Origin of the sequence: Pseudomonas sp. YL2, assembly GCF_023063025.1 — a bacterium.
Taxonomy (GTDB): Bacteria; Pseudomonadota; Gammaproteobacteria; order Pseudomonadales; family Pseudomonadaceae; genus Aquipseudomonas; species Aquipseudomonas putida_A.
This window is the reverse complement of record NZ_JAJSLU010000003.1, coordinates 345,867-359,815: the sequence shown is the minus strand read 5'-3', so window position 1 is coordinate 359,815 and position 13,949 is coordinate 345,867. Positions and strand designations below refer to the sequence as shown.

The window sequence follows — 13,949 nt, the reverse complement described above, 5'->3', positions numbered from 1 at the left end:
GGCCGCGCCGCGGTTCCGGATCAGTAAAACATCGTCCGCGATTCTTCCAGATCCGCGCACAACTCCTTGTTCTCCGGATCGATCCCAAGCTTCCTGAACGCCGGCACGCTGAGCGGGTCAATCCGCGCAATCGGATGATCGCTGTCCTTGTGACAATACAGACTCGCCACCTGCACCAGATCGACGTAATCGAGGTGCGCCGATTCGCGTTTGAAATCCAAGTACAGCCCCGGCAACGCCACCAGTTGTTCGGGAAATTCCCAGACCCGCAACAGCTTGTCGCCCAGCAGCGGGTGAATGTGGTCAATCACATGGTTGAGGCTGACCGGGTCCGACAGCAGTTCGTAGTGATCTTCGGCGTAGGTCAGGATCGGCAGCACGCCGATCTGATGCACCAGTCCGCCCAGCGCCGCCTGATCAGGTTTGAGTTGGGTGTGACGGCGGCACAGGGCGTAACTGACGCCGGCGATTTCCAGGCTCTTGCGCCAGACTTCGCGCATCTTCTGTTCGACCACCTCGGAGCGGGCGTGGAAGATCTGTTCCATCACCAGCCCGATCGCCAGGTTGCTGCTGTAGTTCACCCCCAGTCGGGTGATTGCGGTGTGCAGGTCGGTGACTTCCTGGGTCGCGCGCAGCAACGGGCTGTTGACCACTTTGATCAAGCGCGCCGACAGCGCCGTGTCGCGGCCAATCACTTTGCTCAGGTCGCTGACACTGATCTCCGGGTCTTCGGCGGCCTTGCGAATTTGCAGGGCCACTTCCGGTAATGTTGGCAGAACCAGGTCATCGTTATCGATGGCCTCAACCAAATCCTGTTGGACCTTATCCGCCAGCTCGCTCATGTAGATTCTCTAGGGTGTTGCAACAAAAGCTGCGATCAGCGCTGGATTTCGCGGTCGCGATCCAGTTCGTAGGGCAGGTCGAGCAAATGCAGGGCTGGCCCTTCGAGGGCGCCCAGGTGCAGATCACCCGCTTCGGCAGCTTCGGCCTGCAACACCGCCAACAGTTCAATCTTTTCTGCGGCGCGGGCGGCAATCACCACTTCGCCGATGGCGCTGCTGTGGCTTGGGGCGAACAGCGGGGTGCCCGGCTCCGGCAGTTCGCTCGCGTCCAGTTGCACGCGATAGAGACGACGCTTGAGCTTGCCCAAGTACTGCATGCGCGCGACGATTTCCTGGCCGGTGTAGCAACCTTTCTTGAAACTCACGCCACCGACGGCCTGCAGGTTGAGCATCTGCGGGATGAACAGCTCGCGGGTGGTCGGCATGACCTGACCGATACCGGCGCGAATCTGCCCCAGCAGCCATTGGTTCAATTCGCCTTCAGGCAGGGCGGCGGACAGTTTGGCCTTGATGGCATCGGCTTGATCGGCCGGTACCCAGAGTTCGGCGCGATCCGGCGAGACGCGAATCGCGATCAGGCCTGCGTTGCGCACCACGCTGTCGGTTTCGCTTGGCAAGTTCAGACCCAGGCTGGCCAACGCGGCGTCGTCGTGCTCCAGGCCAAAACGCACCCAGGCGGCGCTTTCGTCGGTCAGTTTGGACTTGGAGAACACCGCGTACTTTTTCAGATCCGCCAGTTGCGGCTCCAGCAGTTCACTGGCCATTGCCAGCAGCACGCCGTCACCTTCGAGCAGAATGCGGAAGCTCGACTGCATCCGGCCTTTTTGCGTGCAGCGCGCGCCCAGGCTGGCCTGGCTGTCGCTGAGGTAATTGATGTTGCAGGTCAATTGGCCTTGCAGGAATTTGCCGGCATCCACGCCGCGAACCGCGAGTACGCCTTCATGAGACAGGGTGCAGAAAAAAGCAGAATCGGCCATGGGTCATCGCAGGGTAAAAAGTCTGGGGCACATCATAAGGGCGCGTTGTTGAAATGGGTAGTTGATAAAGGATCGGTGGTGCCCGACCAAAGCCGACTGTGCGACCCGCGCCGGGGCTGTATACTGCGCGCCTATTTGAGGAGGGCTCCATGGTCGAACAAGTTGAACTCAATCGCCTCTTCTGGCACAGCCGCCGTGGCATGCTGGAACTTGACGTGCTGCTGGTGCCGTTCGTGAAAGAGGTCTATCCGCACCTCAACCAGGTCGATCGCGACTTGTATGTCCGTCTGCTGACCTGTGAGGATCAGGACATGTTCGGCTGGTTCATGGAGCGCAGTGAGTCCGAAGACCCTGAGCTGCAGCGCATGGTCCGGATGATTCTGGACCGTGTTCAGCCCAAGTAACACGTTCGAATGCCGCTGGCATGCCTCACGGCAGTTGCTGGCGGCGTATCTGTTGGCCCAGGCGTTCGCGCTGGGTGTGTTGTTTCTCCTGTCGATTCCACTCTGGGCCAATCTGCTCGGGGCTTTCGCCTGTCTGCTGCACGCCGCGTGGGTATTGCCACGGCAGGTTCTGCTGAAGCATCCGCAGGCTTTTTGCCGATTGCGCCGCGACGCTGATGGCTGGCAATTGTGGAATCAGGCGGGCGGCTGGCAAGCAGTCCAGCTGCGCCCTGACAGCCTGGCGTTGCCGTTGATCGTGGTGCTGCGCTTTCGTTTGCGCGGGGAGCGGCGGGTGCGCTCGATCTGTGTACCGCGAGACTCGCAGACAGCGGATGTGCACCGACGCCTGCGAGTGCGGCTCAAGTTCAGCCGGCGTAGGTGGGCGGTACCAGAATAGTGTCGAGCGCCTCGGGCAGCAGGTTCGGGTAGTCGAGGGTGTAATGCAGGCCGCGACTTTCCTTGCGCTCCATGGCTGAGCAGATCATCAGTTCGGCGACTTGCGCCAGATTGCGTAGCTCGATCAGGTCGCGGCTGACTTTATAGTTGCTGTAGAACTCGTCGATCTCGTCCAGCAACAGACGCACGCGGTGCTGCGCCCGTTGCAAGCGCTTGTTGGTGCGCACGATGCCGACGTAGTCCCACATGAAGCGGCGCAGCTCGTCCCAGTTGTGGGCGATGATCACGTCTTCGTCGGAATCGGTGACCTGGCTGGCGTCCCACTCGGGCAGGGCGGTTGGCGCGGTGACGTCATCCAGTTGTGCAAGGATGTCCGCTGCCGCCGAGCGGGCATAAACGAAGCATTCGAGCAGCGAGTTGCTGGCCATGCGGTTGGCCCCGTGCAGGCCGGTGAAGCTGGTTTCGCCGATGGCGTACAGCCCCGGCACGTCGGTGCGACCGTGCTGGTCAACCATCACCCCGCCACAGGTGTAGTGCGCCGCCGGTACGACCGGGATCGGCTGCTTGGTGATGTCGATGCCGAAACCCAGGCAGCGCTCGTAAACCGTCGGAAAGTGGCTTTTGATGAAGGCTTCAGGCTTGTGGCTGATGTCGAGATAGACGCAGTCCACGCCCAGCCGCTTCATTTCATGGTCGATGGCGCGGGCGACGATGTCGCGTGGCGCCAGTTCGGCACGTTTGTCGAAGCGCGGCATGAACCGTTCGCCGTTGGGCAGCTTCAGGTGCGCGCCTTCGCCACGCAAGGCTTCAGTGATCAGGAAACTCTTGGCCTGCGGGTGATACAGGCACGTAGGGTGGAACTGGTTGAATTCCAGGTTCGCCACTCGGCAGCCCGAGCGCCAGGCCATGGCGATGCCGTCACCGCAAGCGCCGTCGGGGTTACTGGTATAGAGGTAGACTTTGGCGGCGCCGCCGGACGCGAGGATCACGAAGCGTGCGCCGTAGGTGTCGACTTCGCCGGTAGCGCGATTCAGCACATAGGCGCCGAGGCAGCGCTCGCCACTCATGCCCAGACGGCGTTCGGTGATCAGATCAACGGCAACTCGCTGCTCCAGCAGTTCGATGTTGCTGCGTTCTTTGGCTTGGGCGAGGAGGGTGGTGAAAATCGCTGCGCCGGTTGCGTCGGCGGCATGGATGATGCGCCGATGGCTGTGGCCGCCTTCGCGGGTCAGGTGGAATTCGAAACCGCCGTCTTCGGTGCCGGACTGTTCGTCGCGGGTGAACGGCACCCCCTGGTCGATCAGCCACTGAATGGCTTCGCGGCTGTGCTCGACGGTAAAACGCACCGCGTCTTCATGGCACAGACCGCCGCCGGCGTTCAGGGTGTCGTCGACGTGGGATTCGACAGTATCGGTATCGTCCAGCACGGCAGCGACGCCGCCCTGGGCCCAATAAGTCGAGCCGTTGGCCAGATCACCTTTGCTCAATACGGCAATGCGCAAATGACCCGGCAGCGTCAGTGCGAGACTCAAACCGGCAGCGCCGCTGCCAATCACCAGAACATCGTGTTGAAACTGTTGGCTCATTTCAGGATTCCGCTCAAAGCGACCCGGATCGGGGTTGGCGCAAGACAGCTGGATCGGCGAGTCAAGACAGCCACACAGCCCACTAGTATATAGAGGGGTGGAGCGGCACAATAGCCGAGCTCGTATGGCATTGTGAAACTACTGTGACGACAAAAGCTTGACGTTTCGTCGGACGTTTTTTTCTGTCGTTTTGGGAAAAGGCGACTGTATCGAGGATGAAACAGGCTTTTTCAGCACGCGGTTGCTCAATGTCGCTTCAGCACGGCTATAAATAATTGGAACTTTTGCCAGAGGCCCAAGATCAATAGTCAGTTGCCAGAAGCACGGGACAGTGTCGGCTTCAATGCAGAACCTGCGATTGGGTTTTTGCCGGCGAACCGATGACAAGATTATTCGCGCAGCCGGTTTATCCCGCGCTGCGTTTTTCGTGCGTGCCAAATCAGAGCCCGCAGGAAACTTGCCTGGAGGGGGAGAACTTTTGCGAAAAGCCCGAGTCTATGTTTGCAAGTCTGGTCGTTTAGTTATGCAAGCCTCCTCCATGCTTATCGAGGAGTGTTCATGCTAACCCAGGAAGAGGATCAGCAGCTGGTCGAGCGCGTTCAGCGTGGCGACAAGCGAGCTTTCGATCTGCTGGTGCTGAAATATCAGCACAAAATTCTCGGGTTGATCGTGCGTTTCGTGCACGACACCCATGAAGCCCAGGATGTGGCTCAGGAAGCCTTTATCAAGGCCTACCGAGCGCTAGGAAACTTTCGCGGAGACAGCGCGTTCTATACGTGGCTTTACCGCATTGCCATCAACACGGCAAAGAACTATCTGGTTTCACGCGGCCGCCGGCCGCCGGATAGCGATGTAAGTTCTGAAGATGCAGAGTTCTACGACGGCGATCATGGCCTGAAGGATCTCGAATCGCCGGAACGCGCGTTGCTGCGGGATGAGATCGAAGGCACCGTCCATCGAACCATTCAGCAACTGCCAGAGGATTTACGTACGGCTTTAACTTTACGTGAATTCGATGGTCTGAGTTACGAGGACATTGCGAGCGTCATGCAGTGTCCGGTGGGTACCGTGCGCTCCCGGATTTTCCGCGCCCGGGAGGCCATCGATAAAGCCCTGCAGCCGTTGTTGCAGGAAAACTGAGACAGCGGCGACAGCCAAGAGAGGAACGCCATGAGTCGTGAAGCCCTGCAGGAATCGCTGTCCGCAGTGATGGATAACGAAGCGGACGAACTGGAATTGCGTCGAGTGATCAATGCACTGGACGATGTTGAAACCCGTGAGACCTGGGCTCGTTATCAGATCGCTCGGGCAGCCATGCACAAGGATCTGCTGCTTCCGCGTCTGGACATTGCTGCGGCAGTTTCTGCTGCGCTGGAAGACGAAACGGCTCCAGCCAAAGTATCCCGCGGCCCTTGGCGCAACCTGGGTCGTCTGGCCGTTGCGGCTTCGGTGACCGTTGCGGTACTGGCTGGTGTGCGCCTGTACAACCAGGACGAAATCGCTGGCGTCGAACTGGCCCAGCAGTCCAATCAGCCTTCGCTGGTTGCGCCGCAGGTCAAAGGCCCGGCTGTTCTGGCAGGCTACAAGGAAAGCTCGGAAACTACCGGTCCGATGGCCAACGGCGTCCTGCAAGGTCAGCCAGGCTGGCACGATCAGCGTCTGCCAGGCTATCTGCGTCAGCATGCCCAGCAAGCTGCGTTGAAAGGTACTGAAAGCGCTCTGCCTTATGCGCGTGCAGCAAGCATGGAAAACCGTTAAGGAGGATCATGCGCGCCATACCTCTACTTTCGCTTCTGCTTAGCGGCTGGTTCATTGTTCCAGCCCATGCCGACGAGGCCCAGGACTGGTTGATCCGCCTGGGTCAGGCCGAGCAGCAGCAAAGCTTCCAAGGCACTTTCGTATACGAGCGTAATGGTAGTTTTTCTACCCACAATATCTGGCATCGTGTCCAGAGTGGTCAGGTCCGCGAGCGTTTGCTTCAGCTCGACGGCTCGGCTCAGGAAGTCGTGCGTGTTGATGGGCATACTCAATGCGTCAGCGGCACTCTGATTGCGGGGTTGGGAGACTCTCCCAACTCGACCGCTCGTTCGCTTGATCCCCAAAAGCTGAAAAACTGGTATGAGCTTGCCGTCATCGGCAAGTCGCGCGTGGCCGGGCGTGATGCGGTCATCGTATCGCTGACGCCCCGCGACCAGCATCGCTATGGGTTCGAGCTGCATCTGGATAAACAGACCGGATTGCCACTGAAGTCGTTGTTGCTCAACGACAAGGGGCAGCTACTCGAGCGTTTCCAGTTCACCAGCCTGAATACCGCTGATGTCCCGTCGGACAAAGATCTGCAAGCTGGCACCGAGTGCAAGGCCGTTACTATTGATAGTGACAAGGCGTCTGCCGTGAAAACGGCTCAGGTCTGGCATTCCGACTGGCTGCCTCCGGGTTTCGTGCTGACTAGCAGTACTTCACACAAAGATTCTGAAACCAAGACTCAAGTCAGCAGCCTGATGTATGACGACGGGCTGGCCCGGTTTTCAGTATTTCTTGAGCCGTTGAACGGTGCAACAGTGACCGATACCCGCACGCAGTTGGGGCCGACTGTCGCTGTTTCCCGCCGCCTCACTACGCCTGAGGGTGAGATGATGGTGACGGTGGTCGGCGAAATTCCAATCGGCACGGCCGAGAGGATTGCCCTTTCGATGCGCAACGATGGCGCTGCAACCAGCAAGCAGTGAGCTGATTTCAGTCATTTCCACTTCTTCTTCGAGACGTAGATGAAATGTTTGCTCAGCATTTTCATTTGCAAATCACCCGAAAGTTTTTTATAGGTCAGAGCCTCACGGCTCTGGCCTTGTCTGTTGTTCCCGGAACAAAAATACCGGCCCGCGGTTCCCGGTGTTCCTTGCTCCATATCGCTTAACCCTGCTCGTCGTAACGGGAGCTGTATGTCGATACTTAGCTTGAAGTCTTATCTCTCCATTTTCGCCACCGTGCTGGTGCTGGGTCAGGCTGTCCCCGCTGTCCAGGCGGCCGACCTGCCGGATTTCACCCAACTGGTTGAACAGGCCTCGCCTGCAGTGGTGAACATCAGTACCACGCAGAAGCTGCCGGACCGCAAGGTGAACCAGCAGATGCCTGACCTGGAAGGCTTGCCGCCGATGTTGCGCGAGTTCTTCGAGCGCGGCATGCCGCCTCAGCAGCGTTCGCCGCGCGGCGATCGTCAGCGTGAAGCGCAATCGCTCGGTTCGGGCTTCATCATTTCCTCCGATGGCTACATCCTGACCAACAACCATGTGATTGCCGATGCCGATGAAATCCTCGTGCGTCTGGCTGATCGCAGTGAAATGAAAGCCAAGCTGATCGGTACCGACCCTCGCTCCGACGTGGCCCTGCTGAAAATCGATGGCAAGGATCTGCCGGTGCTCAAGCTCGGCAAGTCCCAGGACCTGAAGGCGGGTCAGTGGGTTGTGGCAATCGGTTCTCCGTTCGGCTTTGACCACACTGTGACCCAAGGCATTGTCAGCGCCGTCGGCCGTAGCCTGCCGAACGAAAACTACGTGCCGTTCATCCAGACCGACGTGCCGATCAACCCGGGTAACTCCGGTGGCCCGCTGTTCAACCTGAACGGTGAAGTGGTCGGGATCAACTCGCAGATCTACACCCGTTCCGGTGGCTTCATGGGGGTGTCGTTCGCCATTCCGATCGACGTGGCGATGGACGTTTCCAATCAGCTGAAAAGCGGTGGCAAAGTCAGCCGAGGCTGGCTGGGCGTGGTCATCCAGGAAGTGAACAAGGATCTGGCCGAGTCGTTTGGTCTTGATAAGCCGGCCGGTGCGCTGGTTGCGCAGATTCAGGATGACGGTCCGGCAGCCAAGGGTGGCCTGCAAGTGGGCGACGTGATCCTGAGCATGAACGGTCAGCCGATCGTCATGTCCGCCGATCTGCCACACTTGGTCGGTGCGCTGAAAGCGGGCGCCAAGGCCAACCTTGAAGTGATTCGTGACGGCAAGCGCAAGAATGTCGAGCTGACCGTCGGTGCGATTCCGGACGAGGACAAAGAGCTGGCAGCACTGCCGAAATCCGGCGCGGAAAGCAGCAGTAACCGCCTCGGTGTGTCGGTGATCGAGCTGACCGCCGAGCAAAAGAAAACCTACGACCTCAAGGGTGGTGTGGTGATCAAGGATGTTCAGGATGGTCCTGCGGCACTGATCGGTCTGCAGCCGGGTGACGTGATCACTCACCTGAACAACCAGGCCATCGGCTCCACCAAGGAGTTCGCCGAGATCGCCAAGGCGCTGCCAAAGAATCGTTCGGTGTCGATGCGTGTTCTGCGTGAAGGTCGCGCGAGCTTCATCACCTTCAAACTGGCTGAATAACCCGGTTGCGGTGAAATAAAAACCGCCTCGAAAGAGGCGGTTTTTTTATACCTGAATTTTTTTGTCGCTGATGAAAACTCAGCCCATCATGTCCTTGATCATGCGCTCCTGCTCCATCAGCTCGCGCTGGCGTGCATCGATCCGCGAGGACAGCGGGAAGTTGCTGCCCGCCTTGCGCTTGGCAAAATCAAGCTGCTGGATCGCCTGACGATAATCGCCGACCAGCGCGAAGTACTCGGCGCGAGCCTGATGCAGACCGATGATGTTGCCGGACAGACCACGGGTTTCCGCGACCTGATACCACACGTCCGGATCATTCGGACGGGATTTGAGCAAGCTGTCGAGGGCTTTCTCGGCGTCGGCGGTGCGATTCTGTTTCAGCAACAGATCGACCCGAACCTGATTCAGTGGGTAGTTGCCCGGATACTGGGTGAGCATCCGGTCAACCCGCGTTTGCGCATCCGGCAGGCGGTTGTTGGTAATGTCCAGGTCGATCTGCGCGAGGTTGTAGATGATCTCGTTGGGTGACTTGGCCAGCAGCTGTTTGAGATTCTCCCTGGCTTCATTGAGCTGGCCGCCCTTGATCTGGGCGATCGCCAGGCCATAGCGCGCCACGTCGTTCTTCGGGTTCTCGTCCAGTTGTGCACGAAAGCGCTTGGCGCCCAGTCCCGGGGTTTCTTCGTAGATCAGCTGAACACGGGCGCGGATCAGCTGATAGCGCATGCTGTCTTCGATGCCGCCCGCCGGCGCTTGTTCTGCGCGGTTACGGGTGTCGGCGATACGCGATTCGGTCACCGGGTGAGTCAGCAGAAATTCTGGCGGCTTGGCGTCGAAGCGATACTGGCGCATCAGGCGTTCGAACATGGTCGGCATCGAGCGCGGGTCGTATCCTGCCTTTTCCAGATTGAGGATGCCGATACGGTCGGCTTCCTGCTCGTTCTGGCGCGAGAAGGTACGCTGCGACTGAATGGCTGCGGCCTGAGTGCCGGCGATGGTCGCGATCCCGGCATCACCGCCACCGGCGGCGGCAATCACGATCCCGGCGAGCAGCGCCGCCATCATCGGCACCTGCATCCGCTGCGAGGCTTCTACACCGCGCGCGAAGTGGCGCTGTGACAAGTGCGCCAGTTCGTGGGCCAGTACCGAGGCGTATTCGCCTTCAGTCTGCGCGTTGAGGAACAGGCCACCGTTGACCCCGACCACGCCACCCGGCGCCGCGAAAGCGTTGAGTTGCGGGCTGTTGATCAGAATGAATTCCAGGCGCCGATCAGTCACCTGGCTGGTTTCCACCAGCTTGTAGACGCTGGATTCGACGTAGTCTTTGAGCTGCGGATCGTTGAGCTGTGCAACCTGGCTGCGCAACATCGCCAACCAGGCGCGGCCCAGCTGATATTCCTGTTGCGGAGAGACAATGGCAGAACTGGCGTCGCCAAGTGACGGCAGATCGTCGGCAAAGCCCGGTGAGGCGAGCAGGCAAGCGAGCGTCAGCAGGGTAGGGCGCAGAAATGTCATGCACAAAGCCTTAGAAGACAAAGACCTTACTGTAGCCGGACACCGGGCTTGCGACCAGATATTCTAGGCCCCTCAACCACCTGAACCGGAGTGACGCAATGACTGACGCTGTAGCCCATGACTGTGAATTGGACGCCAGTGGCCTGAATTGCCCGTTGCCGTTGCTCAAGGCCAAGATGGAACTCAACAAGCTGCCCAGCGGCGCGGTGCTCAAGGTGATCGCCACGGACGCGGGTTCGCAGCGCGACTTCCGCACCTTTGCCCGTCTGGCCGGTCATACGCTGCTGCGCGAAGAAGACGAAGCGGGCGTCTACCGTTACTGGTTGAAAAAAGCCTGAACCGACAGCGTAAAAGACCTAAGGATTATTGATGTTCAAAGTGTTACGCGACTGGATTCAGCGCTACTTTTCCGACGAAGAAGCGGTGGTGCTGGCGGTGCTGCTGTTTCTCGCCTTCACCGCAGTGCTCACGCTCGGTGGCATGCTCGCGCCGGTATTGGCCGGCATGGTGCTGGCGTATCTGATGCAGGGGCTGGTACTCGCACTGGAGCGTATGCGCGTGCCTGGCGCGGCGGCGGTGGGCCTGGTTTTTGCGCTGTTCATGGGCGTGTTGCTGGTGTTCATCGTGGTGGTGTTGCCGCTGCTGTGGCATCAGTTGATCACGCTGTTCAACGAGTTGCCGGGGATGCTCGCCAAATGGCAGTCGCTGCTGCTGTTGCTGCCCGAGCGTTATCCGCATCTGGTTTCTGACGAGCAGGTGCTGCAGGCCATCGAAGCGGCGCGTGGCGAGATAGGCAAGTTCGGCCAATGGGCGCTGACCTTTTCCCTGTCGAGCCTGCCGCTGCTGGTCAACATCATGATCTATCTGGTGCTGGTGCCGATTCTGGTGTTCTTCTTTCTCAAGGATCGGGCCATGATCGGCGAGTGGGTGCGCGGCTATCTGCCCCGTGAGCGAGCGCTGATCACCCGCGTGGCGCAGGAAATGAACCGGCAGATCGCCAACTACATTCGTGGCAAGGTTATCGAGATCGTGATCTGTGGCGGCGTGACCTACATCGCGTTCGTCGCGCTCGGCCTCAACTATGCGGCGCTGCTGGCGTTGCTGGTCGGGGTGTCGGTGGTGGTGCCGTACGTCGGCGCGGTGGTGGTGACCGTGCCGGTGTTGCTGATTGCGTTGTTCCAGTGGGGCTGGAGCGATCAGTTCATCTATCTGATGGCGGTCTACGGGATCATTCAGACCCTGGATGGCAACGTGCTGGTGCCGTTGCTGTTTTCCGAGGCGGTCAACCTGCACCCGGTGGCAATCATTTGTGCGGTGCTGTTGTTTGGCGGGTTGTGGGGGTTTTGGGGCGTGTTCTTCGCAATTCCGCTGGCGACGCTGTTCAAGGCCGTGCTGGATGCGTGGCCGCGCAAGGAGCCGGTTGTCGCTCCGCTGCTGTAGCGGTTGAGCCAGATTTTAGATGAAGGCTATTCGCGAGCAGGCTCGCTCCCACATTGGATCTGTGCCGTTCACAAGTTCAATGTGGGAGCGAGCCTGCTCGCGAAGGCGTCAATGAGGGCGACGCAAAACCTTCAGGCTTTATTCAAGGCCTGAGCCGCAGCCAGCACAGCATCCACATGTCCCGGCACTTTCACGCCGCGCCATTCCTGGCGCAGCACGCCATTCTTGTCGATCAGGAACGTGCTGCGATCAACGCCCAGATATTCCTTGCCATACAGTTTCTTCAACTTGATCACGTCGAACAGCTGGCAGACGGCTTCGTCCTTGTCGCTGATCAGCTCGAACGGAAATTCCTGCTTGCACTTGAAGTTCTCGTGAGACTTCAGGCTGTCGCGGGAGATACCGAAAATCTCGGTATTAGCGGCCTGGAACGCCGCGTACTGGTCACGAAAACCCTGGCCTTCGGTGGTGCAGCCGGGGGTGCTGTCCTTCGGATAGAAGTAGATCACCACTTGCTTGCCCTTCAGGGCGGACAAGCTGACGGTCTGCCCGCTGGTGGCAGGTGCTTCGAAATCCGCAACCGGTTGGTCGATGACAACGGCCATGAAAGCTTCCTTACATTGGGTTTTGTGGGCGCCAAGGTTCGATCAGCGCATCCAGGTTCATCGCGTCGGCGAAATCCAGGAACTGGTCGCGCAGCCAGCTGATCTGGGTGCCGGCCGGCAGCGTTACGGTGAACGTGGCGTTGAGCATGGTGCCGCCGGTCTGCGGGGCCTGATAGGTATCGCAGGTCAGGTTTTCCAGCTCGACGTTGTGATCCATGAAGAACTGGCACAGCTCATTGATGATGTCCGGGCGATACGCCGAACTGACATAAGCCACGTACGGCAGGGCCTGTGGACGATTTTCGAGGGCCGCACTGCGCACCACGTTGACGGTGAAGGCGTGGCGCTTGGCCAGGGTCGGCAGGCTGCCTTCGAGGCGGGCCAGCGCGTCCCAGCTGCCGGAGATTTCCAGCACCAGGGCGCTGCATTCGCCATGGCGAGTCAGGCGGGAGGTGACGACGGCGCAGCGATTTTCATGGCTGGCGCGGCACAGGACGTTAGTCAGCTCCATGGGGTTGGCGCCAAGGGCACTGATGACAAGGAATTGTTCGCGAACTGTGGGGGTGGACATGCAGCATTCCTAAAGCGATGAGCGGTCGGTAGGTCGATGGGCGTTGGCCGTCGGGAAGCGTCTGCGCGTGCCCGTTCAGAAAGCCCCGGGCCGTGGCTCGCAATTCGCTCCAATAAAGGCGGAGCGTGCAGCAGCGACACTGGAACGGGGCCTGGGAGGCCGAAAGGGGAGGCTGGAACCCGGCGTACAAGCTGATCTGTACCGATCAAAGTCTGAAGGGTAGCGAAAACCGACGCCAAGGGGAATGGCGGCGCAGTACTTCGCTTGTGCAAGCATCTTGGCGCCAGTACCATTACCGCTCTCTTTTTCCGGCAGGAGCGGTTTCATGATTGCGGGCAGTATGGTGGCACTGGTCACTCCCATGGATGCACAAGGGCGTCTTGACTGGGACAGCCTCAGCAAACTCGTGGACTTCCATCTCAAGAACGGCACCCATGCCATTGTCGCGGTCGGTACTACCGGCGAGTCGGCGACCCTTGATGTAGAAGAACACATCGCCGTCATCAAAGCCGTGGTCAAACAGGTAGCCGGGCGCATTCCGGTGATCGCCGGTACCGGCGCCAACTCGACCCGCGAAGCCGTCGAGCTGACCCGCAACGCCAAGGAAGCCGGCGCCGACGCCTGCCTGCTGGTAGTTCCGTACTACAACAAGCCGACCCAGGAAGGCCTGTACCAGCACTTCAAGCACATTGCCGAAGCCGTCGACATTCCACAGATTCTCTACAACGTTCCCGGCCGCACCTCCTGCGACATGCAGGCCGAGACCGTGATTCGCCTGTCCACCGTGCCGAACATCATCGGCATCAAGGAAGCCACCGGCGACCTGAAACGCGCCAAAGCCATCATCGACGGCGTGAGCAAGGACTTCATCGTGCTGTCCGGCGATGATCCGACCGCGGTCGAGCTGATCCTGCTGGGCGGCAAAGGCAACATCTCCGTAACGGCCAACGTCGCCCCGCGCGAAATGGCTGACCTGTGCGAGGCCGCGCTGAAAGGCGACGCCGAGACCGCACGGGCGATCAACGAAAAATTGATGCCGCTGCACAAGGACCTGTTCATCGAAGCCAACCCGATTCCGGTGAAGTGGGCTTTGGTTGAAATGGGCCTGATGCACGAAGGCATCCGCCTGCCGTTGACCTGGCTGAGCGCTCCTTGTCATGAAACGCTTCGCACGGCCCTGCGCCAGTGCAGCGTCCTGGTTTAATTG

Annotated in this window: 15 protein-coding genes; 9 read left to right on the top strand and 6 right to left on the bottom strand. The window is 59.6% G+C overall.

Annotated elements, in window-relative coordinates; translation table 11 throughout:
- Positions 1-20 precede the first annotated feature (20 nt).
- Both LVD08_RS06980 and ygfZ read right to left on the bottom strand, forming a co-directional pair.
- Positions 21-842 (bottom strand): HDOD domain-containing protein, encoded by an 822-nt coding sequence (locus LVD08_RS06980; protein WP_247267797.1) that lies wholly within the window; start codon positions 840-842, stop codon positions 21-23.
- A gap of 35 nt (positions 843-877) precedes the next feature.
- Positions 878-1,819: a CAF17-like 4Fe-4S cluster assembly/insertion protein YgfZ gene (ygfZ, locus tag LVD08_RS06975; protein ID WP_247267796.1), complete on the bottom strand. Its 942-nt coding sequence runs from the start codon at positions 1,817-1,819 to the stop codon at positions 878-880.
- A gap of 149 nt (positions 1,820-1,968) precedes the next feature.
- Between ygfZ and LVD08_RS06970 the strand changes: the two genes are divergently transcribed.
- Both LVD08_RS06970 and LVD08_RS06965 read left to right on the top strand, forming a co-directional pair.
- Positions 1,969-2,223, top strand: a complete 255-nt coding sequence (locus LVD08_RS06970) for an FAD assembly factor SdhE (RefSeq protein ID WP_003222550.1) — start codon at positions 1,969-1,971, stop codon at positions 2,221-2,223.
- Positions 2,207-2,659, top strand: coding sequence for a protein YgfX (locus tag LVD08_RS06965; protein WP_247267795.1), 453 nt, complete (start codon positions 2,207-2,209; stop codon positions 2,657-2,659). The genes LVD08_RS06970 and LVD08_RS06965 overlap by 17 nt, the downstream gene beginning before the upstream one ends.
- Here LVD08_RS06965 and nadB read toward each other — a convergent pair.
- Positions 2,628-4,244 carry an L-aspartate oxidase gene (gene nadB / locus LVD08_RS06960; RefSeq protein ID WP_247267794.1) on the bottom strand — a complete coding sequence of 539 codons (1,617 nt, stop codon included), beginning with the start codon at positions 4,242-4,244 and terminating at the stop codon, positions 2,628-2,630. The genes LVD08_RS06965 and nadB overlap by 32 nt on opposite strands.
- 558 nt (positions 4,245-4,802) lie before the next feature.
- Here nadB and rpoE point away from each other — a divergent pair.
- From rpoE to LVD08_RS06940, 4 genes are all read left to right on the top strand, one after another.
- Positions 4,803-5,384 (top strand): RNA polymerase sigma factor RpoE, encoded by a 582-nt coding sequence (rpoE, locus tag LVD08_RS06955; RefSeq protein WP_003172477.1) that lies wholly within the window; start codon positions 4,803-4,805, stop codon positions 5,382-5,384.
- Positions 5,385-5,414: 30 nt separating this feature from the next.
- Complete coding sequence (locus LVD08_RS06950; RefSeq protein ID WP_003222558.1) at positions 5,415-6,002, top strand: sigma-E factor negative regulatory protein; 588 nt, start codon at positions 5,415-5,417, stop codon at positions 6,000-6,002.
- A gap of 8 nt (positions 6,003-6,010) precedes the next feature.
- Positions 6,011-6,973: a MucB/RseB C-terminal domain-containing protein gene (locus LVD08_RS06945; RefSeq protein WP_247267793.1), complete on the top strand. Its 963-nt coding sequence runs from the start codon at positions 6,011-6,013 to the stop codon at positions 6,971-6,973.
- Between the two features lie 210 nt (positions 6,974-7,183).
- Positions 7,184-8,614, top strand: coding sequence for a DegQ family serine endoprotease (locus LVD08_RS06940; RefSeq protein ID WP_007963275.1), 1,431 nt, complete (start codon positions 7,184-7,186; stop codon positions 8,612-8,614).
- Between the two features lie 78 nt (positions 8,615-8,692).
- Here LVD08_RS06940 and LVD08_RS06935 read toward each other — a convergent pair whose 3' ends face one another.
- Positions 8,693-10,126, bottom strand: coding sequence for a M48 family metalloprotease (locus LVD08_RS06935; protein WP_007963277.1), 1,434 nt, complete (start codon positions 10,124-10,126; stop codon positions 8,693-8,695).
- A gap of 98 nt (positions 10,127-10,224) precedes the next feature.
- Between LVD08_RS06935 and LVD08_RS06930 the strand changes: the two genes are divergently transcribed.
- Positions 10,225-10,464 carry a sulfurtransferase TusA family protein gene (locus LVD08_RS06930; protein WP_007963279.1) on the top strand — a complete coding sequence of 80 codons (240 nt, stop codon included), beginning with the start codon at positions 10,225-10,227 and terminating at the stop codon, positions 10,462-10,464.
- Between the two features lie 31 nt (positions 10,465-10,495).
- A complete protein-coding gene (locus LVD08_RS06925; RefSeq protein WP_027614463.1) occupies positions 10,496-11,566 on the top strand; it encodes an AI-2E family transporter in 1,071 nt (356 codons plus the stop codon).
- A gap of 131 nt (positions 11,567-11,697) precedes the next feature.
- Here the strand turns inward: LVD08_RS06925 and LVD08_RS06920 are convergent, their stop codons facing one another.
- Together LVD08_RS06920 and LVD08_RS06915 are read right to left on the bottom strand one after the other, a co-directional pair.
- Complete coding sequence (locus LVD08_RS06920; protein WP_003222570.1) at positions 11,698-12,171, bottom strand: peroxiredoxin; 474 nt, start codon at positions 12,169-12,171, stop codon at positions 11,698-11,700.
- A 10-nt stretch (positions 12,172-12,181) separates the two neighbouring features.
- Complete coding sequence (locus LVD08_RS06915) at positions 12,182-12,742, bottom strand: glycine cleavage system protein R (protein WP_007963284.1); 561 nt, start codon at positions 12,740-12,742, stop codon at positions 12,182-12,184.
- A 325-nt stretch (positions 12,743-13,067) separates the two neighbouring features.
- Here LVD08_RS06915 and dapA point away from each other — a divergent pair, with 325 nt between their 5' ends.
- Positions 13,068-13,946, top strand: a complete 879-nt coding sequence (gene dapA, locus LVD08_RS06910; RefSeq protein ID WP_041070368.1) for a 4-hydroxy-tetrahydrodipicolinate synthase — start codon at positions 13,068-13,070, stop codon at positions 13,944-13,946.
- Positions 13,947-13,949 lie beyond the last annotated feature (3 nt).